The organism is Mesorhizobium sp. G2-6-1, assembly GCF_055809095.1.
Map to the genome: position 1 here is coordinate 198,066 of NZ_CM147896.1, position 23,244 is coordinate 221,309.

Sequence of the window (23,244 nt, forward strand, 5' to 3'; positions counted from 1 at the left end):
AAAACCCGACAGCACGGGTCAATTCCTTATCCCAATCTGTCCATTCCAAGGGGGCACTCCATAATGTGGAGTATTATCACTCAGAACCACCCGATGTTTCAACCTGCCCCTTCTTGATCTCGGCGGGGAGCTATGGAGTGATCGGCATGGCATTGTCGAATGTTATTCGATGCGCGCGAGCAAGCTCAGGTTCGCCTGCAGTTTGTCGGCGTGGTTGAAGGCCGATTAGATCACCTGTTGCAAATTGTTGCTGCATGGTGCTTGAAAACGCAACCGCGACGGTTGTAAGAAATCGTGTAAACGCGCTCAACACTTTCATTAAAATGTTGATGCTATATCAACTGGTTTAGTTTATATGCTGGATATGTATTGTTTAGCTGGATTTGAGGCGTTCTGAAATTACCTATGATCGGTGAAAGATGAAATGAAGAAACTGGTACAAATTGCTGTTACACTGGTAATATCTGTTGCTGTTGATTCAGAATACAAACCTGCGGACCATGTTGCTGATATCATCGAGACGGCGGAGAAAGCATTTCCGGTCGCATCTGTAGGTGTGAAGGATGTGAATATTACTTCAGACGAATCTAATTTGTCTGAGACCGTTTAGCTGCGTCCACTCGATCAGCGTCCCAGCGGGCAGGAACTCGATCAATTCAGAGGTGGCATCGACGGTGTATCGCACTGACCGGGAGCGATATCCTTGGCCATCACACCGCTGACGCGGCAAAACGCGGCAAACGCCTTGCAAGCTTCATCAACGGGAACGACATCGACGCTGGCACCAAAGCAGGCATCGAATGCGAGCTGAAAAAGCGGCCCTTGCCGACCAGTCGGCCAGTTCTGCAAAAAATCCAATGCCTGTTCGACGCCATAGACTTCTTCAACCGGGTGGCCATGTGCGGCGGCTATGCGAACAGGCACCGCAAATTGCAGTTTGTCCATTCAATTTCTCTTCGATTCGATGACTTCGATGAACGCCAATGCTCGGCGAAGTCGAAATTGGCTGCAGCGGTCAAAACCTGCCCAAACCACATTATTGTTGCTGAATGTGGCACCAAATTGTGTCGCCAATAGGTTGCGCACTCTCCCTGGCAGCGAGGATTTGGTGCAGGCTCGCGCCGTGGCATTTTACCGGATGACCATTCGCGAGGTTGAAGATGGACGAAATCGGTGTCACATGAAGGAAATCTCGAACCGATCAACACAGCACGCTTGAAGCCAATGGTCACCTATCTCGATGCAGACACGGCACCGCTTAGAAATACGGGCCAGATTCGCCTTTACAGCGAGGAGAGCTTCGCGGGAATGCGCAAGGCATGCGACCTGACTGCACGCTGTCTCGATGAACTCGTCAACATTGTTCAGCCCGGTGTTACCACCAACGCCATCGACCGTTTCGTGTTTGAATTCGGCATGGATCACGGCGCGCTACCTGCGACGCTCAATTATCGCGGCTACACCAAGTCGTCCTGCACCTCGATCAACCATGTCGTTTGTCACGGAATTCCCGACGACAAACCACTGAAAAACGGCGATATCGTCAATATCGATGTTACCTATATTCTCGACGGCTGGCACGGCGATTCCAGCCGCATGTACCCCGTTGGCCAGATTAAGCGCGCCGCAGAGCGTTTGCTGGAAGTCACGCATGAGTGCCTCATGCGCGGCCTCGCGGCCATCAAACCCGGCGCGAAAACGGGGGCTATCGGTGCTGCAATCCAGACTTATGCAGAAGGCGAGCGCTGTTCGGTGGTACGAGACTTCTGCGGCCACGGCGTTGGCCTGCTGTTTCATGATGCGCCAAACATCCTGCACTATGGAAATTCAAATGAGGGCATCGAAATGCGCCCCGGCATGATCTTTACGGTTGAACCGATGATCAATCTCGGCCGCGCCCATGTGAAAGTTCTCTCGGACGGGTGGACCGCGGTCACTCGCGACCGCTCACTTTCCGCGCAATATGAACACAGCATCGGAGTTACCGATACTGGCTGCGAGATTTTCACGCTTTCACCCAAAGGGCTCGACCGTCCGGGTCTCTCAGCTTAGATCACGATGATTTAGAGTTGACGCGGGTGGACTTGAAACCGATTCACAAACCACGCCCATCCTTTTGTTTTTGCATTGGATTCAACCGAAAGTAGCTTCGCACACTCTAACCAGTGTTCTAATATTTGGCGATCGGGGCTTTGGTATTTGATGCTTGTTGCGGGGACGTATGGGCAAGAACAGTGATGGCGAGCACGGCTTTTTGAGCGAGCGCCCATTCCCGGCACCAACGCCGGGAAAGCGCGAAAGAGAAAAGCCGCACTATCTTGGCCATCGTGATCGATTGCGAGAGCGCTTTGTCAATTCCGGCCACGCGGCCCTGCCTGACTACGAACTGCTCGAACTCTTGCTGTTCAGGCTCATCCCGCGCGCCGATACCAAACCAATCGCCAAGGCGCTCCTTGCCCGCTTCACTACGCTTGCCGAAGTGCTCGGTGCGCCCATTTCCTTGTTGCAGGAGGTAAAGGGCATCGGCCCCGCCGTCGCACTCGATCTGAAGATCATCGCCGCATCGGCCCAACGCATGGTGCGAAGTGAATTGACCGGACGCGAAGCCCTGTCATCATGGACACAAGTGCTTGATTACTGCCGTGCTGCCATGGCTTTTGAGGAGCGTGAGCAGTTCCGTATTCTCTTTCTCGACAAGAAAAACGCCCTGATTTCCGACGAGGTGCAGCAGACCGGCACGGTCGATCACACGCCGGTCTATCCGCGTGAGGTGGTCAAGCGAGCACTGGAACTCTCGGCAACCGCAATTGTTCTTGTGCACAACCATCCATCGGGAGACCCCACGCCGTCGCGGGCGGATATCGACATGACCAAGGAAATTGTCGAAACAGGCAAGCGGCTTGGTATTGCAGTGCATGACCACATCATCATCGGCAAGAAGGGTCATGTTTCGGCTCTGACGCACATTTGCTGATCTTCAGATATTACATTGCGCCGATCAATCGCGCCTGGAGGAGATCGAGTTTTGCACGCCCGTACATCTGTCTTTTGATGAGTTTCAGTCGCGTTATCTGACCTTCAGTTTGCCCGTTCGACCAAGGAGAGATGATGGCATTGCGGACGGCGGCAATGTCTTTTTCGACACCGCTGGCAAACGATCCCACAAGGCTGTTCTTAGCTGCTACAAGCCATCCATCGAGCTTTCGAGCTGTCTTCGAGCGGATCATGGATTGGAAGTCGCCAATGGCAGTGCGGGCGGCTACCAGTTCCGGAACGTGCACTTCGATCGCCGCCACCAGGATCGCCTCAGGTTTCGCCAAGTCATCGCGTGCGGTTGTCATCAGCCGGGCGATCACCCGCGCTGATGGCGTTCGCGCAAGCCCACTCTGGTTGGCCTTCTCCGCAAGGCGTCGCCGCTGAGCCCATTGCGAGACGACCCCGCTCTGTCCCGGAAAGCCCTTTGCTTTCATCTCCCGCCAGAGCGCCAAGGCGTTCCGCACGCCTTCGTCCCAGCGGTCGTTGAGCCACGGCAGCCAGCTATCCAGTGAACTAGGCCGTGTTCTGAAGACATCAAGGCGCTGGCCCCTTAACACGTCGCGGACAATCTTGCGGCTATGGCCGGTTTGCCGAACAATCTGGCGAATTGACGTTCCATTCTTCGACAGTTCCCGGATCGCTTCATTCGTCTCCTGGCGGCGCAGATATCCCTCGTACTGCAGCTTTTCCGCGTAAGTCAGAAGCTTGGGATCAACGATGTTGCTGCCGACCGCCTGCCTGATCTGTCGCATCGACTTGCCGACGGCATCGAGAAACGCTCGGCTGGAATTTTCCATCAGGTGCCAGCGGTCGGCAACCTGCTCAGCATCGGGCAACGCCTTTGCGATGGCCTTACCATAGCCGCCGCCTCGATCGCGAGCGACAATCGATATCGACTGATGCTCGGAAAGCCATATCCGAGAAGTATCCAACGCACGATCCGGCAACAGGGTGACAGGCCTTCGCCGTTGCAGATCGCAAACGATCGTTCCATAGGTTTGGCCGCGCCTGAAGGCAAAATCATCAATGCCTATGACGGTGAGCTCATCGTTTTGATCAGCAATACGGCGACGAACCACCCGCAGCAGTGTGTCGTTGCTCACCGGCATCATGAGGCGATTGGCAAATGCCGCGGCCGGTCTGCCGCCGAGCGCCAAACCGAGGTGGTGGACGATCGTCTCAAGCCGCTGAGTACGGCGGCCATAGCGAGCCAATACGCCGTTATCGAACCGTTCGCAGAAGATACGCCGGCCGCACAGAACGGCATCGCACCAAAACCGACGCGCCACAATCACCAACTCTACTCGCCGGCCGCTGAGGGGCAGGTCAGCGGGCCGGCGCACATATCTACTTTGAACTCTCCGGCTTGGCCGTCCACAGCCCGGACACGCTCCTGAGAGGTGGCGCGATCGTAGCTGAATTTGAACGCTGTCTGCGACAAACCTCACTTCATCTACTACAAAGCCGGACGGCGCGAGGCTCGTGCGCTGAAATCGATGTTGCATAAACTGATCCTCCGGTGAATCAGCAAAAGCGTCGCCCGCAACAGCAGCAAATGTGAGTCAGAGCCATGTTTCGATGAAGGGACTTTTGCTCATTTAGCTTTCATCTGAATGAACTGCTTGAAAGCAAAATCCACGAAGCAGGACGCGTTTCAGTTGGTCTTTGCCGTATCCGGTGCCGGTACAGACGACTTTTGTTTGCAGTCCTTCAGCCAGACATCATAGACGGGATGCTCGACGGCATTAAGGCCGGGGCTTTGGGCAAACATCCATCCAGTGAAGATACGCCTTATCTTGCGATCAAGTGTGATCTCATCAACCTCGACGAAGGAATCCGTCTTCGGTGCCTCGGCCTCGGGTCGTGAATAACAGATGCGCGGCGTGACCTGGAGCGCGCCAAACTGGACCGTCTCGTTGATGTAGACATCGAAGGAGATGATACGCCCGGTGATCTTGTCGAGCCCTGCGAACTCGGCGACAGGGTTGGTAATGCGCCCCGTATCTTCAGCATCAGTGGCAAACGACGCCGTAGCCACAGCGAAAAGTGCTGCTGTTGCCATCACTGTGCCAAACGCTATTCGGCTGAAATTCCGCATACAAGGATACCGGTGGTTGTGCCTGCGATGATTCGCCACCGCCAAGGCTAATGACTGCAATCAGTTCATCAAGCGCCTAATGGGGAAATGTGGCGAGAAAAGACCGACGCTTCAACTGCCGGGTGTCCATGCGTCATAATCGCCAGTCACCTGTGGCCGTTGCTGGTTGCCAAGGACCGAACCTTTTGGCCGGTACGCTGCAGCACTACCCGTCAGATTTGGCAAATGGGGCTTTTCCCACTCATGCGCCTTGTAAGCCTCAGATGATGGGGCAACATCGACGCGATGGTGCATCCAGCCATGCCAACCTGAGGGAATCGCCGAAGCCTCGGAGTAATTCTTGTATATGACCCAGCGCCGCGTGCGTCCCTCCGAATCGGTTCCGCCCTCGTAATAGACGTTGCCAGTGTCGTCCTCCCCACGCGCTTGCCATGTCGCCATGTGTGAAAGCGCGTGTTGAGTGTTTGGCTGTTCCACCAAGTGAACAATTGCAGAAAGAACGTCTTCATCCAGGTCCTCGCAAAGGCGAAAGCTTGTTTCCTGCTTATGGCGTCAGGGCAAGGCAATGGCAAGGGTTTTGCTATCATTGACACACCTGCATGCGCCTTGTCATTCACATTGGTTCTTTCTAATTGTCTGCTGACCCGTTGGCGCAGGTAGAGATGCCGCCGGTCAAGGAGATGAATTCGTGTCAGCCGCCCCCGTTGCCAATACCCGGATTTCAACCGAAGATATTCGCCAACGCAAGGGCGGCAAACCTGTCGTTTGCCTGACTGCCTACACATTCCCCTTTGCCCGGCTTCTTGATCCGCATGTCGATCTTCTACTGGTGGGCGACAGTGTGGCAATGGTGCTTCATGGCCATCCAACCACGCTTGGTGCCACAATGGATATGATGATCCTGCACGGGCAGGCCGTCATGCGCGGTGCCCAAAACGCCTGTGTCGTGGTCGATATGCCGGCTGGCAGTTATGAAAACTCCGCCACACAGGCACTCACTTCTGCACGCCGCATCGTCGAAGAAACCGGCTGCCAAGCGGTCAAACTGGAAGGCGGAAGCGATGTTGCCGAGCAGATCGCCGCCATCGTTGCCGCGGGCATCCCGCTAATGGCCCATATCGGCCTTCAACCTCAGTCCGTTGAAAAAGACGGCGGCTACAAAATCAAGGGACGCACCAGCGAGAGCATTGAACGGCTGTTGCGTGATGCCGAGGCGGTGGAAAAGGCTGGCGCTTTTTCCATGGTTATCGAAGGCACGATGGAGCCGGTAGCCGCAGAAATCACCAACAGAGCCGCCATTCCAACCATCGGCATCGGTGCGAGTTCAGCCTGCGACGGACAGGTTCTGGTGATCGACGACGCCATTGGCCTGACCGTTGAGCGTGTGCCGAAATTCGTCAAGGAATATGCAGACCTGCGCAGTATCGTGTCGAAAGCCGCCTCAACCTATGCCGATGAGGTCACGTCGCGTACCTTCCCCGGTTCCCAGCATGTATTTCGCCCAGTAGGCGACGAGGCTTGACCATGAAACTCTTGCATCGCGTCGAAACCGTTGGCGATCTTCGTGCACGGGTACAATCGTGGCGGCGCGACGGCCTTAGCGTTGCAATGGTGCCAACGATGGGCGCGCTGCATGAGGGCCATGTTTCGCTGATGCAGGCGGCGCTGGCAAAGGCCGACCGTTGCATCGTTTCAATCTTCGTCAACCCAACACAGTTCGCTCCATCGGAAGATCTCGAAACCTATCCGCGCCAACTCGGAATGGATCTCGATCGCCTTGCAAATGCCGGAGTCCATCTTGCCTATATTCCCACGCCTGCTGAAATTTACCCATCCGGTTTTGCCACGAAAATTTCGGTCGGTGGCCCCGCCATTGGGTTGGAAACAGATTTCAGACCGACCTTCTTCGAAGGTGTGGCAACTGTTGTTGCCAAGCTTTTCCTGCAGGCAACGCCGGACTACGCGATTTTCGGCGAGAAAGACTATCAGCAGCTTTGCGTGGTCAGGCAGTTGTGCCGCGACCTTGATTTGCCGGTCGAGATTATCGGCGCTCCGACTGTGCGCGATGCCTATGGCCTCGCCTTGTCATCACGCAACGCCTATCTGAGCAGCATCGAACTTGCTGTTGCGCGGCAGTTGAACAATGTTCTGCGCAATTTTTCCGACGCAATCGTCCAAAGCGGCGACCCTGACGGTGAAACCATCAAAGCCCGTCTCGTCTTGCAAAAGGCGGGTTTCGATACCGTTGATTATATCGCTGCGCGCCAGAGCCTGACATTGAAAGAATGGCAAGCGGGTCATGTGGGGCGGCTTCTGGCAGCGGTATGGCTTGGTAAAACCCGTCTGATCGACAATGTCGAGATCGCCGCCGAATAGTAAATCCTACCAAGTCAACCCAGGATTTTCTCAAATACCAGTGCTGGAATGGCGGATTGGGCGGTGCCGCAATTCTCTGTCTCGCCAATCTTGGTAAAACCGTTGGCGACATAGAAAGCAACAGCCGCGCCGTTGGCCGCCTCCACTTCCAGCCTCAGCCGTTCGGCCTCGGGGAAGCATTCCTCGATCTCGGTCAGCAAAGCGCGCCCGACACCCGCTCCCTGATTTTCGGGTCGAACGTAGAGTTGGTGCAACAGCGCCACTTTCGGATCACTGCCCGCGGCGGCATATGCCATTCCACCAAGCCGCTTGCCATCATCGGCCACCAGAAATTCCGAATTGGGTCGTAATGATTGGGCTTTTAGTGTTTCAACCGAATGCCAATCCGCCGTGATCGCGTTGACCCGTTCAATGCCATAAACGTCGTCATAGGTGGCATGCCAGGTTTCGACCAGCAAATCCCGGATTGCTCCAAAGTCGCGCTCGCTGGCGGTGCGCACAAACATCGCTTCACTCGATCCCGAGCTTGGCCTTGACGAGATCGTTGACTGCCTTCGGGTTGGCTTTTCCGCCTGTCGCTTTCATCACCTGACCGACGAACCAGCCAGCCATGCTCGGCTTGGCCTTGGCTTGCTCAACCTTGTCGGGATTGGCACCAATCACCTCATCAACCGCTTTTTCGATAGCGCCGGTGTCCGTCACCTGTCTCATGCCGCGGCTTTCAACCAAATCGCGCGGATCGCCGCCTTCGGTCCAGACAATCTCGAACAGGTCCTTGGCGATCTTGCCGGAGATCGTACCTTCCTTGATCAGGTCGATCACCGCGCCAAGTTGATCGGGAGAAACAGGGTCTCGTCGATCTCCTTGCCGAATTTGTTCAACGCCCCAAGAAGATCGTTGATGACCCAGTTTGCTGCAAGTTTGCCTTCACGACCCATCGCCACCTTCTCGAAATAGTCGGCAATGGCCTTTTCCGAAACAAGGATCGACGCATCATAAGCCGATAGGCCAAGCTTTTCCACGAGCCGCGTCTTCTTGGCGTCAGGCAATTCCGGCAGGTCCGTTGCCAAAGCGTCGACATAGGCCTGATCGAATTCCAGCGGCAACAGATCCGGGTCAGGAAAATAGCGGTAGTCATGCGCCTCTTCCTTTGAACGCATGGAGCGCGTCTCGCCCTTGACCGCATCGAACAGGCGAGTCTCCTGATCAATCGTGCCGCCATCTTCCAGAATTGCGATCTGGCGACGCGCCTCATATTCGATGGCTTGGCCGATGAAACGGATGGAGTTCACATTCTTGATTTCGCAACGCGTGCCAAATTCACCGCCCGGCTTGCGCACCGAGACGTTGACGTCGGCGCGCATCGAGCCCTCGTCCATATTGCCGTCGCATGTGCCCAGATAGCGCACGATGGTGCGCAGCTTGGTCACATAGGCCTTGGCTTCATCGGCAGAGCGCATGTCGGGCTTGGAGACGATCTCCATCAACGCCACACCAGAACGGTTTAGATCGACATAGGACATGGTCGGATGCTGGTCGTGCATCGACTTGCCCGCGTCCTGTTCCAGATGCAGCCGCTCTACGCCAACCTCAATATCTTCAAACTCGCCCTTCTTGTCAGGCCCGACAGAAACGATAACAGTCCCCTCGCCAACGATCGGCTGCTTGAACTGCGAAATCTGGTAGCCCTGCGGCAAATCCGGGTAGAAATAATTTTTCCGATCAAATACCGATTTCTTATTGATCACAGCATTCAAACCCAAACCAGTACGGATCGCCTGCCTGACGCATTCCTCGTTGATAACTGGCAACATGCCCGGCATCGCCGCATCAACGAGGCTGACATTGGCGTTTGGGGCCGCGCCAAATGAGGTCGAGGCACCGGAGAACAATTTAGCTTCGGATGTCACCTGGGCATGGACTTCGAGACCGATGATGATCTCCCAGTCTCCGGTGGCTCCGGGAACGAAGCGTTTGGCATCTGGTGTGCGGGTATCGATAAGGGACATGGCGGCCTGTTCTTGTGTGGAATGTCGCGACCGTCGCAACAGGAAACATACCGACTTTCGCTAGTGCAAAGGGCCGTCATAGGCAAGTGTCGGCATAAAACCAGATCACCACGACCCCACATCTGATGAAAGCGCAGCCATATCAGAACGCGGCAACTTTGCTATCGTATATTGATACAACGCTGCGGCGTTAAGGCGCGTCGCGTCAAAAGGGATGCATGCAGGGTGCTTTTAGCCCTTGTTTTTGTGCATGTCGTTGTCCCAAAACCGCTGCACACTTTTGGGCGACATGCATTGGTCATGGAAGGATCACCCGAATGCCAAAAGTCTCGCGAACGGCCCGCGACATGATCTCCAGGATGACGCCGGAAGTGCGGCCGGGCACATTTGTCTTTGTCACTACCGATGACCCTGCCCTTGGTGCGTTGCTCTTTCCTGAAGCCATTTCGATTTTCAAGGAAGACGAGGGAATGTCGATGATCGTCCCTGTCGAACTGGCACAAAGAACCAAATTGAATGTCGACCACCCGATGTGCTGCATAATGCTCAACGTGTATTCTTCGTTGAAAGGGGTTGGACTCACTTCGGCTGTGTCAACCGCGCTTGGCAAGCACGCCATACCTTGCAATATGGTCGCTGCTTTCCACCACGATCACGTATTTGTGCCGTCGAACATGTGCGACCACGCACTGCAGGTACTGACATCTCTGCAAAACAAGGCAGCTAAAGACGCTTAGCCGAAAAGCAGGGAGCCTGAGTCCCCCTCCTCCTACGCCGTCGCTATATAAGCCCTGATTTCCTCGGCTTCGCGCTCGACGTCCTGAATACGGCGCTTGACCACATCGCCGATTGAAATAATCCCGTGCAGCCGCCCGTCCTTTTCGACCGGAATATGGCGAAAGCGGCCTGCGGTCATGATTTCCATCAGTTCGTTGACCGTGTGGTTTTCGTTGCAAATCTTTACCTTGGGCGTCATCGCCGCGCGCACGGCCAGGTCGAGAGCCGCAGCTCCCTCCTTGGCGACGATGCGCACAATGTCGCGCTCGGAAAGAATACCGACGATCTTGTTGTCGCCATTGGTAATGACCAATGCCCCGATCCGCTTGTCGGCAAGGACACGGATGGCGTCGGAAAGTCTCTCATTTGGCCCCAACGTCAATACATCGTGGCCTTTGTCTGCGAGAATTGCCTTAACAGTCATGGCGTCCTCCTCTGTTTTTCGATCAGCCCTGCCCGCCGTGGCTTTTCTGATTGAAACGTAATGGTGCGCTGACGAAGCCAGCTTTTCAAGCCATTACTCATGTAAAACAGATAGTTTGCCTGCATGAAATCCGGGTGGCGCAAACGAACAGAGATCGAAAAACATCTCAAATGTGGCGTGATGATCGTGGTTCAAACAATGCGAGGCCGAAGAATCCGACCAAAAATCCACCAATGTGGGCTTCCCAAGCGATCTGACTTTCTTCGCCGGGGACGAAACCGACAAAGCCCGTGACCAAATTGATGGCCATCCAGACGCCAAGGAAGGTTACCACGCTACGTGACTTGAAAGCGGCGCTCATTGGGAGTGGCGCACCGCCAAATGCAGCTTTTCCCGATGATCGGTCAATGCGAAAGCCAAAGCGCGCGGCAGCGCCCATCATCCCCGATATCGAGCCGGACGCACCAACCAGCGGCGATTGGCCAAGCGGATGAACGATCCAGAAAAGTGCCGCCGCAGCCAATCCCGTCACCGCGAAAAACACCGCGAACCGAAAGGCGCCAATGCGATTTGCCAGTGGCGAGCCAAATGCCGCCAGCCAAACCATGTTGACTGCAACATGGGCAAAACCACCATGCAGGAAGGTGTAGGTGAAGGGGCTGGAGAAGGCGTAAAAATCTATGTGATAGCGGCCGGAATAGCGGATCGGTATGAACGCTGCACGAAGCAAAACCGCGTAATCCTGCTCCGCAGTAAGGAAAAATTCGCGGATCACATGGACGCCAATGCACAATCCCATCACCACCAGCACCACCGCGGGCAAATTGAACATGGGTTCGCGGTGCTGGACGGGCGGCTCTTGGGAAAGATCGTGGTTGGTCATGTTTGCGATGCATCCGGGACGGGTAAAATAAAGTCGATAACCGGCCTGTAAAGCACCGGTCGCAGATTCACAAATGCCGAATCAGCACCCCTGATTCGCACTGCGAATCAGAAAAAGCCGTCCAAGGTCGCCCTTGAACGGCTTGTCGAGCCCCACGCTCCCCCAAAACTTTTGATTGAAAGCTGCTTGCCATTTGTCCCCGGCAGCCGACTTTCTGGAGTAATTTCAATGTCACATATGAAAGTTCACTTCGCAATGTAAACCAGTTGTTAACCTTAACGATCCCGACCCGTGAACAAGCAAGATCGATGCTGGCACGTCTCATGCTCCGCAACGCATGTAGGTCACCAGAAAGCGGCCTTCTGTATCCCGATGGGACATCTGAAGACAGAATGCGCGGAGTGGAATGAGCATGAACCTGAACGGATCGATCGCACTGTTCCAATATTGGAATCGCCTGCGCGACGGACGTCCCGCGCCAAAGCGCACTGAAGTCGAGCCTGCCGACATCAAGACCCTGCTTGCCGATACATTCATTCTGGAACTGGATACGCGCGGGAAAGCCGTGTTCCGCCTCGCAGGCACGCGGCTATGCGCCAGCTACGGCCGGGAACTGAAGGGCTTTTCCTTCCCCTCCCTGTGGCGCGACAAGGATCAACGCCTGATCACCAGACTCATTGATAGCGTTTTTCGCGATAAATCGGTGGTTCTCATCACTTATGTGGGATTTAGCCAAGGTGCTCGCGAGAACCGGTTCGAGCTATTGGTGCTGCCGCTGGAAGGCGGATCGGATCAGTTGCGCTGTCTTGGCGTCGCCTCTTCCGCCGAGAAACCATTCTGGCTTGGAATCGATCCGATTGTAGATTCGCTGATCGAGACGGTTCGTGTCATTGACCCGGACAAGGATCCGGTTTTCCTCGGCAATCGGCCTGCAATCAACGTCCCAGACCTCGCGCCTTCGGAACTCGGCAATATCGATACCATTTCCGAATATGGCGAGGCGCGGCGGGTTATGCATCTTGTCGTCCTCGATGGCGGACGCGACGAGTAAACATAATCGACGCAAGTGCCGTCCTTCTTTCACGTTTGTTAACCTCTTTTGTTTTATTTTAGCCATGAAAATCCACGCTCAACGCGCGGGTGGCCAACGGGGTGTAGGCAGTGATGAGAGCAGCGGCGGTCGAATACGCACCGTCCAAGGTCGAGCGGCGCAACTTTCAGCGCGTTCGCGTTAAGATCTATGGACGCTTCATGCTGGAAGACCGCAGCGAACACGCATGCCAGGTCGTTGAAATGTCGCCTGGCAATGTCGCCATCCGTAGCGAGACGATTGGCGAGCCCGGCGAAAAGATTATTGCCTATATTGATCACATCGGTCGCGTCGAAGGCGTGCTGACGCGCACTTTGCAAGACGGCTTTGCCATGACCATCATTGCGTCGGAACGCAAGCGCGAGAAACTGGCGGCCCAGCTGACCTGGCTGGCCAACAAGCACGAACTCGATTTGCCAGAAGATCGCCGCCATGAACGCGTCGCCCCTCGCAATCCGTTGAGTTCGCTTCACCTGATGGACGGACGACAATATCAATGCCGCATCATCGACCTGTCGCTGTCGGGTGCCGCAATCGAAATCGAAGTCAAACCGGCGATCGGCATCCAGGTCATGCTGGGAACCATGCGTGGGCAAGTCGTGCGCCATTTCGAAGATGGTGTCGCAATCGAGTTTGCCGTCATCCAACGTTCGGAAACGCTTGATTCAGAGTTTAACGCACCGCGCAATTAAGCGGTTCGCCGTCATTCCTCCATCGGCACGGTAATTGCCTCAACGTCGGACAGCCCGCCGGCGCGGCTACATCTGGCCGCCCTTCCCCCAAAAGTGTCCATGGTGATCCATCAATGATGCATCACGCAGGTTGCATCTTGTCTCCGCGGCGCGTCTGCGCGGCCATGACCGCATCCATTAACGCACGTCGTGTCTGAAAATCTCATCGTGCATTGAGATGCTATGAGAAATATACAATTTTATTCAATTTTTTGTCTATTTTTACTTGAATTATCTTCAATATTTATAACAATGCAATCTTCGTTTTACTTAAAATCTACTTCGCGCTTTTGCGTCAAATAAATCCATCCATGTCATTGTCTCTCCAAACGGGGAGATACTCAGATGAAGAGCAAGTGGGGACAACTGTTGCTCATAGCGACAGGTATTCAATTCGGCTGTTGGGGAACAGCCTATGCGGGCACATCGTTCATGCACATCGCGGGGCGCACAACACAGCCGGTCGGTCATTATCAATTCTGCCAGGCTTTGCCGCAGGAATGCAATGAGATCACGCCAAGGCAAGGTCCGATAGAACTCAGCCGCAAATTATGGGCGAAGATGATTTCCATCAACAGTTCCGTAAATACACGGATTCTCCCACGCACCGATATGGAGATGTGGTCGAAGGAAGAAGTCTGGTCCTACCCGGATAGCGGGTATGGCGATTGCGAGGACTATGTGTTGGAAAAGCGCCGCGAACTCATGCAGGCGGGCGTTCCAGCCGGTGATCTTCTGGTTACCGTTGTGCGTCAGGCGAACGGCGACGGACATGCGGTGCTGACAGTCACCACGACCATGGGCGACTTCATTCTCGACAATCTCGAGGCAAAGGTGCTCACCTGGAGTGACACCGGCTACACATATCTCAAACGCCAGTCGAGGCAGAATTCGGGCGTGTGGGTATCGATCAACAATGGTCGCGCCGATGCGGTGGCCAGCGTTCGCTAGAGCGGGGTGGCGAACAGTGGGCATCGATTTCCCGCCCGCATCCCGCTCTAAACCATTGGAATCGATCACGTTCATGAATTTGGATCGATTCGATCCTAAATCATCGTGATCCAGGCTCGCGTTCCAGTAACGCCAGGAGAAAACCCGGTCGAGTCCCCACTCTCCCCGTCCCCATGACCGGGTTTTAAGGAGCCGGCCCAGTCCCCGGGCCGGCTCCACCCATTTGTTTGCGGCTTCACAAAATTTCGTCTTTCAAAGCAAAGCCTTGCGCACTCCGTCGGGTCAAATTTCCTTTAACCCGGCTTTGAACCGCCTGGCGTTGGCGACGTAATGCGCTGCCGAGCCCTGCAGGCGCGCAATGGCGGCATCATCCAGGGTGCGCACCGCGCGGGCGGGCGATCCGACGATCAGCGAATTGTCGGGGAATTCCTTGCCTTCAGTCACGAGGGCACCAGCCCCCACCAGCGAATTCCGGCCTATTCGCGCACCGTTCAAGACGATGGCGCCCATACCGATCAGGCTGTTGTCGCCAATTGTGCAGCCATGCAACATGGCACGGTGACCAATCGTACAGCCCTTGCCTATCGACAGGGGAAAGCCCGGATCGCTGTGCATGAGCGTGTGTTCCTGCACATTGGTGTCGGCACCAATGCTGATTGGCTCGTTGTCACCACGTATAACCACGCCGAACCAGAAGCCGACATTCCTGCCGATTGCGATATTTCCCACCAGCACGGCATCTGGTGCGATCCAGTTGGATTGCTCGTCCTCGAACTGAGGTGCAATTGCGTCGATGGAGAAGATGGGCATGGTTGCTCCGCAAACCGTCTCAATATGGAACGTCGAGTGGCAAACCTAAAAGACGCACCATCAATGATGCAATGCCAATCGTCAGCACACCTGACGCCATCAGCCATATCACTGCGGTGGACATGCAAGATGCCAGACCCGGTGTCGACAGACGTTTTTCGCGATGTGCGTCAAGCGCGTCGTTGACCAGCATGAAAGGGCCGGCGGATGCAGTAATTGCCAGCGAGCGCACGACATGGGCTGGCGTCACATAAGGTGCCGCGAAAGCCAGGCGACGGCCCGATACGAGTTCCATCACCGATCCGGCGAGGCCGCAAATGGTCAGCCCAGTCAAAAATGCGTATGCGCATAGTTGCACGACGTCCATCTTTACTCTCCGTTTACCATAAAACCGCAATGCTGCGTTTCACAGTCACCGTGCAAGAGCCGTGCCGCGCCATTGTGTGCCGGTGGGGGACAGGTGCCCGACCAAGGATTGCCATGAAGCAGGCCGAAATCGTCGATTCACCCGAATTCAGGGTCGTCAACTCATCGTTGATGATGAAGGTCTTCTATGGATTTTCAGTCCTTGCTGCCATCTCGGTCGCCATCACATTTGCGGGAAAGTGGTTCGGCCATGAAATTGCGATGGGCGGGCATACGGACGACACGACCATTCAGGAAGTGGTGATCGGCAATAATGTCATCGCTGCGCCGGCAAATGTCATCCGGTTTGATCGGGCGCGTCGCAATGGCGTTGCCTCACGGCTCGATCTCTACCTGCGTTACCCGCAAATGGACGGCTATAATGATGCTACGGCAAACGATTTCAATGATGTCGGCCCGCGTCAGAACATCCTGTTCCTGTCGTTCGAAGAACAGATGATGTCACGCGGCATGAGCGAACGCTTCGATCCGATCTACAGCGCGCTTATCGTCCAGCCTGGAACACCGGGACCGAGCGGTATCACCTTCTATGATTTCACCAAAAAATCGGGCTATCTGAGCGAAATACTCGCGGTCGCGGAACGGCCCGGACAATCGCCGTTTGTAGCGCGGTGCCTGAGCGGACAAAGTGCAGCTGACTCGCTCGCGCCATGCGAGCGCGATTTCCTTGTTGGAGACAACCTTAGCCTTACCTACCGTTTTCCAAGAGCATTTCTTGGCAACTGGAAGGCGCTCGACGCCGCTGTTGCTGCCAAGGCATCAGATTATTTGAAGACCGGGAGTGTCAAAACTGGCCCCCTGCCTTCCCCCTTTGTGGGAGAAGGTGTCACCGCAGGTGACGGATGAGCGGTATTGAGAAAGCGCGGTCGCCTCAGGCCAGATCTATGTCAAGAATGGCCATTGAGAAATTGTAATCGCCATCTTCCTCGTCCTTGAAGACGATGCCGAGGAACTCGTCGCCAACATAGACTTCCGCAGAATCGTCCTTGCGTGGGCGTGCCCTCACCTGAAGCGTCGGATTTTGGAAGGTGCGCTTGAAATAAGTGTCGAGCTTCTTGATCTCATCGGGCTTCAAAGTTTTTCTCCGGACATGTGGCGGCTTTGTTTGCGAATGGCGCTTCTGGCACGTTGATCATGAGGCTGTAAAGGTTCTGCCGCCACATCGGCGGCCATCCATGCCAGTTGCGTGATTTCAAACTCACAACGTCGTGCTCTTTCGGGCAATCATATGTCGAAGCTGACGACGTGTTCCATGGATTGTGACGGCAGAAGCTGGTCCATCTGGCGTGAAGGGTGGTCGCAACCGCTTTCACCGACGATGCGGGCGGGTACGCCTGCAACCGTCTTGTTATGGGGTACTGGAGAAAGGACCACCGAACCGGCAGCGATCTTCGAGCAATGGCCAACCTCGATATTGCCGAGAATCTTGGCACCGGCACCAATCAGTACGCCGTGGCGTATCTTGGGGTGCCGGTCGCCGCCTGCCTTGCCGGTGCCACCAAGGGTAACGGCATGCAGGATTGAAACGTCGTCTTCGATGACCGCCGTCTGGCCAACGACAAGCCCGGTGGCATGATCGAGGAACACGCCCTTGCCAATACGCGCCGCCGGATTGATGTCGGTTTGAAACACGGAAGATGAGCGACTTTGAAGGTAAAGCGCGAAATCCTTGCGGCCGTGATTCCACAGCCAATGTGCCAGCCTATGAGTCTGGATGGCGTGAAATCCCTTGAAGTAAAGGATCGGCATCATGAACCGGTCGCAAGCGGGATCACGGTCGTAATAGGCCTGAATATCGACTCGAACGATGGACGACCAGTTCGGGTCATCAGTCAGCATTGCGTCGAAGGTCTGGCGAATGAGGTCGGAGCCAATGTCTTGATGCGCAAGGCGCTCCGCCAAGCGATGAATGACAGCGTCTTCGAGGCTCTTCTGGTTGAGAATAGTGGAATAAAGGAACGCGGCAAGAAGCGGATCGCGGTTGACCGCCTCCATCGCTTCGTCACGAATCGCGCGCCAGATCGGATCGACCGGCTGCACCATATTCTGGCGTGCAATGCTGTTCATCGAAATCTCCGTTACCGGAAAGCTGTTGTCTGATCGCTCATATAGGTCAGATCATAACATGGGTGAACTCAATTTTCCTTAGTGCTTGTTCAATTGAAGTTGCTTGCCCCAATTTCATACCACGATGGGAAACGAATTCTTGCGTGCGCGCCGGGTTCGTTGACGGAAATCCGGTCAGATGTCACCTCAGTGTGCCGGATTGAGAGGTGCTCGACCCTGACGCCGACGAGGTGGCAGCGTTGAACAAGACAGTGCGCCGCGTAACCGCGAATGCTCAAACATGCGCAATCGAGGGCTTTTGCGAATTGAAAGAGCAAATTCGCGCATATGCGTTCAAACGACATTTCTCCCCGCTATCCACATATGTGACACACAAGATGTTGGGGTCACAAAAGTAAAACAAACGAATCCTTGACTGGGTAAACCGAGTCGCTTTTTATAAACCATGCGCTCCTGTTGCGGGCGTGACCGGAAAGTTCTGTGCTCGGTCTTTTTCCCGGATTTCGTGTGTTTTCAACCGCAGTCCGCCCGTTTACGAGGCGAGCGGAGGCGTGGGAATTTTGGGTTTTGGGGTGGCAAAAGGGAGGATTGTCGAACTGGAATAAATTGTTTGTTAACACTATATTTAGTGTTTGCAGATATGTTCGACACCAGATAATGTGAGTTTACCCCATTGAGGGGTTTGCATAAAGTTTCAGTTTTGAGGGACCCACAAGGTTCGTCGGCATGCTGGTTTCCACTACACGATGCGTTTGGCCAGCGCGGTGACGGACGATGTGAAAAGGAGAGCCGTTCGTCTGTTGGCGAGCGGATGTGGCGGGCTGGCATTTTTCGAGTTGGGGTTGGGGAAATCTCCTTGGAAATGCACTACATATAGACAAAGGGACAGACAACGATGCGCATTGAACGGCGTTTCACCAAGAACGGACAGACTGGGCAGGAAGGTGCAGCCTATGCGGAGATCGAATTCCGCAAGGCGCTATCCGAGATCAAGAACCCGGATGGCTCTATCGTCTTCCGGCTCGACAATATCGACGTGCCTGCCCAGTTCTCACAGGTCGCCGCTGACATTCTGGCGCAGAAGTATTTCCGCAAGGCGGGTGTGCCTGCACGCCTCAAGAAGGTCGAGGAAAACGATGTTCCTTCCTTCCTGTGGCGTTCCGTTGCCGATGAAGCCGAACTTGCGAAACTGCCAGAAGATGAACGCTACGGTTCCGAGATCGATGCTCGTCAGGTTTTTGACCGGCTTTCCGGGACATGGACCTACTGGGGCTGGAAGGGCGGTTATTTCAAGGCCGAGGAAGATGCGCGCACTTTCCGCGACGAATTGGCCTATATGCTTGCCACCCAGCGCGTCGCGCCCAATTCACCGCAATGGTTCAACACCGGCCTGCATTGGGCCTATGGCATAGACGGTCCGGGCCAGGGTCATTTCTACGTCGATCCGTTCACCGGCAAGATGACCAAGTCGAAGTCGGCCTATGAGCATCCGCAGCCGCATGCCTGCTTCATCCAGGGCGTGCAGGACGATCTGGTCAATGAAGGCGGCATCATGGATTTGTGGGTGCGTGAAGCGCGCCTGTTCAAATACGGTTCCGGCACCGGCTCCAATTTCTCGTTCCTGCGCGGCGAGGGCGAAAAGCTTTCCGGCGGCGGGCGCTCATCAGGCCTGATGTCGTTCCTCAAGATCGGTGACCGGGCAGCCGGCGCTATCAAGTCGGGTGGCACCACGCGCCGCGCCGCCAAGATGGTGATCGTCGATGCCGACCATCCCGATGTCGAAGCCTTCATCGACTGGAAGGTCAAGGAAGAGCAGAAAGTCGCTGCCCTCGTCACCGGTTCCAAGATCGTTCGCAAGCATCTCGATGCGATCATGAAGGCCTGCGTCAACTGTGAAGGCCAGGACGACGATTGCTTCGATCCGTCGATCAACACCGCGCTGAAGCGCGAGATCAAGGCGGCCAAGAAGAACGCAGTGCCGGAGAATTACGTCAGCCGGGTCATCCAGTTTGCGCGCCAGGGCTACACCTCCATCGAGTTCAAGACCTATGACACCGACTGGGATTCGGAAGCCTACCTCACCGTTTCGGGTCAGAATTCCAACAATTCGATTTCGCTGAAGGACGATTTCCTGCGCGCTGTCGAGCAGGATGGCGACTGGGACCTCACCGCCCGCAAGGACGGGAGCGTCATGAAAACCATGAAGGCTCGCGATCTGTGGGAAAAGATCGGTTATGCCGCTTGGGCATCGGCCGATCCGGGCCTGCATTTCAACACCACGATGAATGATTGGCACACCTGCGCATCGGCCGGGGCGATCCGCGCGTCCAATCCGTGTTCGGAATATATGTTCCTCGACGATACGGCCTGCAATCTCGCTTCGATCAACCTGTTGCCCTACCGCAATTCCGACGGCACGATCGACATCGAAGCCTATGAGCACACTGTGCGGCTGTGGACCATCGTTTTGGAAATCTCGGTGATGATGGCGCAGTTCCCGTCCAAGGAAATCGCCAAGCTCTCCTATGAATACCGAACGCTCGGCCTCGGCTATGCCAATATTGGCGGCCTGCTGATGACAGCGGGCATCCCCTACGATTCTAACGAAGGCCGTGAACTGTGCGGCGCACTCACCGCGCTGATGACCGGCGTTGCCTATGCCACGTCGGCGGAAATGGCGTCCGAGCTTGGTGCCTTTGCGGATTACGACCGCAATGCCACCAATATGCTGCGCGTCATGCGCAATCACCGCCGCGCGGCCTATGGCGACAAGGACGGCTATGAGAAGCTGGCCGTCAATCCGGTGCCGATCAATGCCGAGCATATCTGGCAACAGGATCTCGTTACCCATGCCCGCGCCGCATGGGACCGCGCCATCGACCTTGGCGAAGAGCATGGTTATCGCAATGCGCAGGCTACCGTCATTGCGCCGACTGGCACCATCGGTCTGGTCATGGATTGCGACACCACCGGCATCGAACCGGACTTTGCGCTGGTCAAGTTCAGAAGCTTGCCGGTGGCGGTTATTTCAAGATCATCAACCGCGCCGTACCAGAAGCCTTGCGCACGCTCGGCTATGGCGAAAGCGAAATCGCCGAGATCGAAGCCTATGCCGTCGGGCATGGCAATTTGAATCAGGCAGAGGGCATAAACCCTTCCACGCTCAAGGCAAAAGGCTTTACCGATGAGAAGATTGCCGCGCTCAATGCGGCGTTGAAATCGGCTTTCGACATCAAGTTCGTGTTCAACCAGTGGACGCTGGGTGCCGACTGGGTGAAGGAGACATTCGGCTTCACCGATGAACAGCTTGGCGACTTCTCCTTCGAGATGCTGCCCGCACTTGGCTTCACCCGCAAGGAGATCGAGGCTGCCAACATCCACATCTGCGGTGCCATGACGCTTGAGGGTGCGCCATTCCTCAAGGATGAGCACCTGCCGGTGTTCGATTGCGCCTCGCCTTGCGGCAAGGTCGGCAAGCGTTCGCTTTCCATCGACAGCCATATCCGCATGATGGCGGCGGCCCAGCCGTTCATTTCAGGTGCCATTTCCAAGACCATCAACATGCCAAACGAGGCGACGGTCGAGGACGCCAAGGCCGCATACATGCTGTCATGGAAGCTGGCGCTGAAAGCCAACGCGCTTTACCGCGATGGCTCCAAGCTGTCGCAGCCGCTCAATGCCTCGCTGCTGGCCGATGAAGATGAGGACGAAGACGACGCAATCGAGCAGTTGATCGCCGCGCCCGCCGCCGAAAAGGCGGTGCAGGTCACGGAAAAGATCGTCGAGCGCGTGGTCGAACGCCTTTACCGCGACCGCGAGAAACTGCCGAACCGGCGCAAGGGTTACACCCAGAAGGCCGTGGTCGGTGGCCACAAGGTCTATCTGCGCACCGGCGAGTTCGACGATGGCCGCATCGGCGAAATCTTCATCGACATGCACAAGGAAGGTGCCGCCTTCCGCGCCATGATGAACAATTTCGCCATCGCCATCTCGCTTGGCCTGCAATATGGCGTGCCGCTGGAGGAATATGTCGAAGCTTTCACCTTCGTGAAGTTCGAGCCGGCCGGCATGGTGCAGGGCAATGACGCCATCAAGAGCGCCACCTCGATCATCGACTATGTGTTCCGCGAACTTGCTGTTTCCTATCTTGGTCGCAACGATCTTGCCCATGTCGACACGGAGTTTTCCAACACGTCGCTTGGCAAGGGCATTACCGAAGGCAAGGCGCTTGCCTTCTCCAAGGGGCTGACGCGCGGTGCTTCACCGGTCAAGCTGGTGGCTGGAACGAGTGACCCGAAAGGCTTTGCCGGGGTGCTGCGGGCGAGAAATCCTCCCCTCAGCGCGCGGCACCCACGGCCTTTTCCGGCTCCAACGTGCTGGCACTGGCATCGGCCACGGCAACGGCGCTGAAAGCGGAGGTCGCCAGCGACGAGGCGGTTGCCTTCAAGCGCGATTACGAGGAACGGGCAAAAGAAGAAGCCCGGACCGAGGAAGGCCAGGCCGAGGCGCTGTTTACCGATGCTGCCGCCCAGGAAGCAGCGGATGCAAAGAAACGCGCCGCCGACCGCCGCGCCAAGTCGCTCCTGCAAGGCTACACCGGCAATTCCTGCTCGGAATGCCAGAATTTTACGATGGTCCGCAACGGCACATGTGAGAAATGCGATACGTGCGGAAGCACAAGCGGGTGTAGCTGAGGAAAAACCTTAAACCGAACGCGAAATGAGTATTTTCGATGAAAGCGAAGTGGAGGCGAGCCATAGGCGACTCGCCTCCACTATTTATCTCTATACCGATGCGCTAAGCGCCTCGACTGATTTAATCCGCAAAACGCTACTTATGTCCCTCGACCCAAAAACCAACTCAGAGCATCTCGCCGACCACCTTGCCAGCTCTGTGCTGGGATCGCGGATCGTAAATAATGTTGGCGCAGCTAGCAAATTAATCGACTTCGGCTACTTCACCCAAGCAACTGCACTTTTTCGAGATATTGCCGAAGTTGGTATGCTCGCACTCTTATTTTCGGAAAATCCAGAAAACTACCTGAATGGCGAAACACATCAGAAAAGAGATACAAAAAATTTGGGCGCTCCACTTTAAAAAAAGACATAAATGATAACGAAACATTTCTTTATTTTGATAACTATTTCAATGTTTTTTCCGAATACGGGACCCATCCATCCGCTGTATCAATATATTTTCACTGCAATAACGATACTTTCTACATTGGTCCTCATTTCAACGAGAAATTATACTCACAATGCTATAAGGATCTCGCCCTACTGGTTTGTCGAGTGACTGATGTTTGCGGCCTTGCATATAAAACGGTGTTTAAGTTGGATGTGGGTGCAATGTTCCCATGCGAAAATAACCGATTTGTTGCCGCTTGGCGGCAGTTGAATTGACGGCTTAACAGCTTCATCAAATTCACCTCTTTCCGATAGCGGTGCCCTTTCTCCAATAACGAGGAAAGAATGCCGTTATGCATGGCGCGTCGACTATTATCCGACGTCGGAGCGGTTGTGTTTATTTCAACAACCCTCATCCGCCCCTTCGGGGCACCTTCTCC

Annotated in this window: 22 protein-coding genes and 2 pseudogenes; 12 read left to right on the top strand and 12 right to left on the bottom strand. The window is 55.3% G+C overall.

From position 1 onward, the window contains the following. Positions 1–424 precede the first annotated feature (424 nt). Positions 425–610 carry a hypothetical protein gene (locus AC0L7S_RS00875; RefSeq protein ID WP_473472664.1) on the top strand — a complete coding sequence of 62 codons (186 nt, stop codon included), beginning with the start codon at positions 425–427 and terminating at the stop codon, positions 608–610. Positions 611–651: 41 nt separating this feature from the next. Here the strand turns inward: AC0L7S_RS00875 and AC0L7S_RS00880 are convergent, their stop codons facing one another. Further along, a complete protein-coding gene (locus tag AC0L7S_RS00880; RefSeq protein WP_473474119.1) occupies positions 652–912 on the bottom strand; it encodes a DUF982 domain-containing protein in 261 nt (86 codons plus the stop codon). Positions 913–1,224: 312 nt separating this feature from the next. Here AC0L7S_RS00880 and map point away from each other — a divergent pair, with 312 nt between their 5' ends. After that, a complete protein-coding gene (gene map, locus AC0L7S_RS00885) occupies positions 1,225–2,052 on the top strand; it encodes a type I methionyl aminopeptidase (RefSeq protein WP_473474120.1) in 828 nt (275 codons plus the stop codon). A 169-nt stretch (positions 2,053–2,221) separates the two neighbouring features. Further along, entirely contained in the window at positions 2,222–2,974 is a 753-nt protein-coding gene (gene radC / locus AC0L7S_RS00890) for a RadC family protein (RefSeq protein WP_473472665.1), read from the top strand. Between the two features lie 10 nt (positions 2,975–2,984). On the opposite strand, the gene AC0L7S_RS00895 is transcribed toward radC, so the two are convergent. From AC0L7S_RS00895 to AC0L7S_RS00905, 3 genes are all read right to left on the bottom strand, one after another. Further along, on the bottom strand, positions 2,985–4,541 hold the full coding sequence (locus AC0L7S_RS00895; protein ID WP_473472025.1) for an ISL3 family transposase: 1,557 nt from the start codon (positions 4,539–4,541) through the stop codon (positions 2,985–2,987). Between the two features lie 149 nt (positions 4,542–4,690). After that, positions 4,691–5,134, bottom strand: a complete 444-nt coding sequence (locus AC0L7S_RS00900; RefSeq protein WP_473472666.1) for a DUF2155 domain-containing protein — start codon at positions 5,132–5,134, stop codon at positions 4,691–4,693. Positions 5,135–5,245: 111 nt separating this feature from the next. Beyond that, a complete protein-coding gene (locus tag AC0L7S_RS00905; protein WP_473472667.1) occupies positions 5,246–5,575 on the bottom strand; it encodes an NADH:ubiquinone oxidoreductase subunit NDUFA12 in 330 nt (109 codons plus the stop codon). A gap of 247 nt (positions 5,576–5,822) precedes the next feature. Here AC0L7S_RS00905 and panB point away from each other — a divergent pair, with 247 nt between their 5' ends. Together panB and panC are read left to right on the top strand one after the other, a co-directional pair. Beyond that, on the top strand, positions 5,823–6,656 hold the full coding sequence (panB, locus tag AC0L7S_RS00910) for a 3-methyl-2-oxobutanoate hydroxymethyltransferase (protein ID WP_473472668.1): 834 nt from the start codon (positions 5,823–5,825) through the stop codon (positions 6,654–6,656). Between the two features lie 2 nt (positions 6,657–6,658). Beyond that, complete coding sequence (gene panC, locus AC0L7S_RS00915; protein WP_473474121.1) at positions 6,659–7,510, top strand: pantoate--beta-alanine ligase; 852 nt, start codon at positions 6,659–6,661, stop codon at positions 7,508–7,510. A gap of 14 nt (positions 7,511–7,524) precedes the next feature. Here panC and AC0L7S_RS00920 read toward each other — a convergent pair whose 3' ends face one another. Together AC0L7S_RS00920 and gatB are read right to left on the bottom strand one after the other, a co-directional pair. Beyond that, positions 7,525–8,016, bottom strand: a complete 492-nt coding sequence (locus tag AC0L7S_RS00920; RefSeq protein ID WP_473472669.1) for a GNAT family N-acetyltransferase — start codon at positions 8,014–8,016, stop codon at positions 7,525–7,527. Between the two features lie 4 nt (positions 8,017–8,020). Next, positions 8,021–9,519: pseudogene (gatB, locus tag AC0L7S_RS00925) on the bottom strand (Asp-tRNA(Asn)/Glu-tRNA(Gln) amidotransferase subunit GatB). A 317-nt stretch (positions 9,520–9,836) separates the two neighbouring features. On the opposite strand from gatB, the gene AC0L7S_RS00930 reads away from it, so the two are divergent. Then, positions 9,837–10,256: an ACT domain-containing protein gene (locus tag AC0L7S_RS00930; protein ID WP_473472670.1), complete on the top strand. Its 420-nt coding sequence runs from the start codon at positions 9,837–9,839 to the stop codon at positions 10,254–10,256. 32 nt (positions 10,257–10,288) lie between these two features. On the opposite strand, the gene AC0L7S_RS00935 is transcribed toward AC0L7S_RS00930, so the two are convergent. Together AC0L7S_RS00935 and AC0L7S_RS00940 are read right to left on the bottom strand one after the other, a co-directional pair. Beyond that, the gene (locus AC0L7S_RS00935; RefSeq protein WP_473472671.1) at positions 10,289–10,720 is read right to left on the bottom strand and encodes a CBS domain-containing protein; all 432 of its coding nucleotides are present in this window, start codon (positions 10,718–10,720) and stop codon (positions 10,289–10,291) included. Positions 10,721–10,886: 166 nt separating this feature from the next. Further along, complete coding sequence (locus AC0L7S_RS00940) at positions 10,887–11,603, bottom strand: rhomboid family intramembrane serine protease (RefSeq protein ID WP_473472672.1); 717 nt, start codon at positions 11,601–11,603, stop codon at positions 10,887–10,889. A 412-nt stretch (positions 11,604–12,015) separates the two neighbouring features. On the opposite strand from AC0L7S_RS00940, the gene AC0L7S_RS00945 reads away from it, so the two are divergent. From AC0L7S_RS00945 to AC0L7S_RS00955, 3 genes are all read left to right on the top strand, one after another. Continuing rightward, positions 12,016–12,654 carry a PAS domain-containing protein gene (locus AC0L7S_RS00945; protein ID WP_473472673.1) on the top strand — a complete coding sequence of 213 codons (639 nt, stop codon included), beginning with the start codon at positions 12,016–12,018 and terminating at the stop codon, positions 12,652–12,654. Between the two features lie 113 nt (positions 12,655–12,767). After that, a complete protein-coding gene (locus AC0L7S_RS00950) occupies positions 12,768–13,385 on the top strand; it encodes a PilZ domain-containing protein (RefSeq protein ID WP_473474122.1) in 618 nt (205 codons plus the stop codon). A 384-nt stretch (positions 13,386–13,769) separates the two neighbouring features. Next, on the top strand, positions 13,770–14,375 hold the full coding sequence (locus AC0L7S_RS00955) for a transglutaminase-like cysteine peptidase (RefSeq protein ID WP_473472674.1): 606 nt from the start codon (positions 13,770–13,772) through the stop codon (positions 14,373–14,375). A 282-nt stretch (positions 14,376–14,657) separates the two neighbouring features. On the opposite strand, the gene AC0L7S_RS00960 is transcribed toward AC0L7S_RS00955, so the two are convergent. Together AC0L7S_RS00960 and AC0L7S_RS00965 are read right to left on the bottom strand one after the other, a co-directional pair. Then, positions 14,658–15,185 (bottom strand): gamma carbonic anhydrase family protein, encoded by a 528-nt coding sequence (locus AC0L7S_RS00960; RefSeq protein ID WP_473472675.1) that lies wholly within the window; start codon positions 15,183–15,185, stop codon positions 14,658–14,660. A gap of 19 nt (positions 15,186–15,204) precedes the next feature. Beyond that, positions 15,205–15,552 (bottom strand): DUF6949 family protein, encoded by a 348-nt coding sequence (locus AC0L7S_RS00965; protein ID WP_473472676.1) that lies wholly within the window; start codon positions 15,550–15,552, stop codon positions 15,205–15,207. Positions 15,553–15,665: 113 nt separating this feature from the next. Here AC0L7S_RS00965 and AC0L7S_RS00970 point away from each other — a divergent pair, with 113 nt between their 5' ends. Continuing rightward, positions 15,666–16,457 carry a hypothetical protein gene (locus AC0L7S_RS00970; RefSeq protein WP_473472677.1) on the top strand — a complete coding sequence of 264 codons (792 nt, stop codon included), beginning with the start codon at positions 15,666–15,668 and terminating at the stop codon, positions 16,455–16,457. A gap of 25 nt (positions 16,458–16,482) precedes the next feature. On the opposite strand, the gene AC0L7S_RS00975 is transcribed toward AC0L7S_RS00970, so the two are convergent. Both AC0L7S_RS00975 and cysE read right to left on the bottom strand, forming a co-directional pair. Next, positions 16,483–16,686 (bottom strand): DUF3126 family protein, encoded by a 204-nt coding sequence (locus AC0L7S_RS00975; RefSeq protein WP_473472678.1) that lies wholly within the window; start codon positions 16,684–16,686, stop codon positions 16,483–16,485. 149 nt (positions 16,687–16,835) lie between these two features. Beyond that, entirely contained in the window at positions 16,836–17,678 is an 843-nt protein-coding gene (cysE, locus tag AC0L7S_RS00980; protein WP_473472679.1) for a serine O-acetyltransferase, read from the bottom strand. A gap of 895 nt (positions 17,679–18,573) precedes the next feature. On the opposite strand from cysE, the pseudogene AC0L7S_RS00985 reads away from it, so the two are divergent. Next, a pseudogene (locus AC0L7S_RS00985) lies at positions 18,574–22,372 on the top strand (vitamin B12-dependent ribonucleotide reductase). A gap of 25 nt (positions 22,373–22,397) precedes the next feature. Next, complete coding sequence (locus tag AC0L7S_RS00990) at positions 22,398–22,775, top strand: hypothetical protein (protein ID WP_473472680.1); 378 nt, start codon at positions 22,398–22,400, stop codon at positions 22,773–22,775. The last annotated feature ends 469 nt before the right edge of the window (positions 22,776–23,244 follow it).

Bases quoted from the DNA above. Each gene is read 5' to 3' on its own strand.
- AC0L7S_RS00920 (WP_473472669.1), bottom strand. From the start codon at position 8,016: ATGTTTGTGCGCACCGCCAGCGAGCGCGACTTTGGAGCAATCCGGGAT.
- radC (WP_473472665.1), top strand. From the start codon at position 2,222: ATGGGCAAGAACAGTGATGGCGAGCACGGCTTTTTGAGCGAGCGCCCA.
- AC0L7S_RS00900 (WP_473472666.1), bottom strand. From the start codon at position 5,134: ATGCGGAATTTCAGCCGAATAGCGTTTGGCACAGTGATGGCAACAGCA.
- AC0L7S_RS00930 (WP_473472670.1), top strand. From the start codon at position 9,837: ATGCCAAAAGTCTCGCGAACGGCCCGCGACATGATCTCCAGGATGACG.
- cysE (WP_473472679.1), bottom strand. From the start codon at position 17,678: ATGAACAGCATTGCACGCCAGAATATGGTGCAGCCGGTCGATCCGATC.
- AC0L7S_RS00960 (WP_473472675.1), bottom strand. From the start codon at position 15,185: ATGCCCATCTTCTCCATCGACGCAATTGCACCTCAGTTCGAGGACGAG.
- AC0L7S_RS00950 (WP_473474122.1), top strand. From the start codon at position 12,768: ATGAGAGCAGCGGCGGTCGAATACGCACCGTCCAAGGTCGAGCGGCGC.
- AC0L7S_RS00955 (WP_473472674.1), top strand. From the start codon at position 13,770: ATGAAGAGCAAGTGGGGACAACTGTTGCTCATAGCGACAGGTATTCAA.
- AC0L7S_RS00905 (WP_473472667.1), bottom strand. From the start codon at position 5,575: ATGGCGACATGGCAAGCGCGTGGGGAGGACGACACTGGCAACGTCTAT.
- AC0L7S_RS00875 (WP_473472664.1), top strand. From the start codon at position 425: ATGAAGAAACTGGTACAAATTGCTGTTACACTGGTAATATCTGTTGCT.
- AC0L7S_RS00970 (WP_473472677.1), top strand. From the start codon at position 15,666: ATGAAGCAGGCCGAAATCGTCGATTCACCCGAATTCAGGGTCGTCAAC.
- AC0L7S_RS00895 (WP_473472025.1), bottom strand. From the start codon at position 4,541: ATGCAACATCGATTTCAGCGCACGAGCCTCGCGCCGTCCGGCTTTGTA.
- map (WP_473474120.1), top strand. From the start codon at position 1,225: ATGGTCACCTATCTCGATGCAGACACGGCACCGCTTAGAAATACGGGC.
- panC (WP_473474121.1), top strand. From the start codon at position 6,659: ATGAAACTCTTGCATCGCGTCGAAACCGTTGGCGATCTTCGTGCACGG.
- AC0L7S_RS00965 (WP_473472676.1), bottom strand. From the start codon at position 15,552: ATGGACGTCGTGCAACTATGCGCATACGCATTTTTGACTGGGCTGACC.
- AC0L7S_RS00940 (WP_473472672.1), bottom strand. From the start codon at position 11,603: ATGACCAACCACGATCTTTCCCAAGAGCCGCCCGTCCAGCACCGCGAA.
- AC0L7S_RS00935 (WP_473472671.1), bottom strand. From the start codon at position 10,720: ATGACTGTTAAGGCAATTCTCGCAGACAAAGGCCACGATGTATTGACG.
- AC0L7S_RS00990 (WP_473472680.1), top strand. From the start codon at position 22,398: ATGAGTATTTTCGATGAAAGCGAAGTGGAGGCGAGCCATAGGCGACTC.
- AC0L7S_RS00945 (WP_473472673.1), top strand. From the start codon at position 12,016: ATGAACCTGAACGGATCGATCGCACTGTTCCAATATTGGAATCGCCTG.